The organism is Streptomyces chiangmaiensis (assembly GCF_036281785.1).
Taxonomy (GTDB): Bacteria; Actinomycetota; Actinomycetes; order Streptomycetales; family Streptomycetaceae; genus Streptomyces; species Streptomyces chiangmaiensis.
This window is the reverse complement of record NZ_JAYWVC010000535.1, coordinates 1-1638: the sequence shown is the minus strand read 5'-3', so window position 1 is coordinate 1638 and position 1638 is coordinate 1. Positions and strand designations below refer to the sequence as shown.

Below are 1638 nucleotides of genomic sequence, written 5' to 3'. Positions count from 1 at the left end.
TTCACCAACGCCGTCCGCCACGCCACAGGCCCCATCCGTCTGCGCCTGATCCAGCACCAGGTTCTGACCTGCGAAGTCTCAGATGCCAGCCCCCATCGGCGACAGGCCCGTAGCCTCGACGAGTCCGGCCGCGGCCTCAGCATCGTCGCCCAGCTTTCCCAGCGACAGGGATGCCGCAGCACAACGGGCGGCGGCAAGTCCGTCTGGGCCGAACAAGAACTACCGAGAGATGCTTAGCTTGTTGTTTTGACCTCGCCGGTTCACCTGAGGCGGGCGGCCCGATGCCGGCCGACGCGGGCCGGATGGCGCGGGAGATCACCGCCCGCGTCCCCTCGGAGAACTGACCCATCGCCCGGATGAACCTGGGCATGGGACCGCACCCGAGGTCCGGGTGCGGCCCTGACGCGTTCCGATACCTCAATCCTTCCCCGCTGCTTGCTTTCAGGAAGGAATAAGGCCGTCGCGAAGCGCAGGAATGCCCGTACGGGTGAAAGCGGTCATCCATGTCCGCCACGCGACTTGCAGGACAGGGAGAGGCGGCAGCTATGTCACGCTTTGGCGCCGGCCATGCCACTGGTGACGACGATCGCGGCCACGTCGCCGGTCTTGGTCCGCCCCAACCAGACGATGCCGCCTGACTGCGCCCCCGCTTCCACGCGGCTCCCAACGGCCATCCACACATGTGCGAAATGGCGCGGACAAGGCCGTCCACGCGCTGGCGTCGGCGAAGCAGCCAACATTATGGTCGGCGCCGAACCGGGGATTCTTGCCCGGCGGAAGCCGGTCGATGTCGTCGTCGACACCCAGGCCCATTTCCCACCCGATCACAGGGGCGTCGCTGATGCGCAAGCGAGTCGCGGTGCACTCGACGCCATCGAAGTGCTCGCCGAAGAACTCGTACGGGCCCGCCGTCCACGCGATCTCCACTCGGTAGACGCCCGGGGGAATGCGTACCGCCAGCTCCCGCGGGGGCCTCGTCGGCACCCCTTGCTCATACCTCCAGGTGTCGTCGTCGTCCCACGGCGCATCGACAACAAGACGGCCGCTGGGCACACGCATGGTGGTCACCTCCTCGATGCTCGTCACAACGACGGGCGTTGTGGGATCGTCGTACACCGTCCCCAGGTGAGCGCCGGGCGTGAAAGCCGTCTCCAGGTACCAGGTGGCCTCAGGCCCGGCTGCCAGCCCCACTTCATGTTTCACCCCTCCTCGCCGCCCGGCCGGGCGGTCAGCCGAAACGTACGGGGGCCCGCTGACCTCGGCACTTCGTGCATCGCCACGATCCGTGATCGCTCCCCAAGATCTGTGCCAGAACACACTTCTCACCGACATTGATCATGAACGTGCGGCGCGAGTGACTCCCGTGCTGCGGCGGCCGTGCGGTGTTCAACGGCACGGCCGGGCGTCGGCGGCTTTCCGACACCCGGCTCCGCTACCGGCGCGCAGGACGCGAGCGCCGGGCCTGTTCGGCCCGGGCCTGTTGAGCCGGGCCGTGCCGGTGCTGCGCCGGCCGCCGGCGTCGGGGGCGGTCGTCAGCGTCCTGTCCACACGGGGGCGCGCTTCTCCTGGAAGGCGAGCACTCCCTCTTTGCTGTCCTCGCTGTCGAGGGCGGCCATCACGGCGGGCAGGCGCGCGTCT

The 1638-nt window shown here is 68.4% G+C and carries 2 protein-coding genes; one reads left to right on the top strand and one right to left on the bottom strand.

Translation table 11 applies throughout. The features are described 5' to 3' along the window. A partial coding sequence (locus tag VXC91_RS45320; protein WP_329513164.1) for an ATP-binding protein occupies nt 1–237 on the top strand: 237 nt, incomplete at its 5' end. 306 nt (nt 238–543) lie between these two features. Here VXC91_RS45320 and VXC91_RS45315 read toward each other — a convergent pair. After that, complete coding sequence (locus VXC91_RS45315) at nt 544–1203, bottom strand: DUF4241 domain-containing protein (protein WP_329513163.1); 660 nt, start codon at nt 1201–1203, stop codon at nt 544–546. Between the last annotated feature and the right edge of the window lie 435 nt (nt 1204–1638).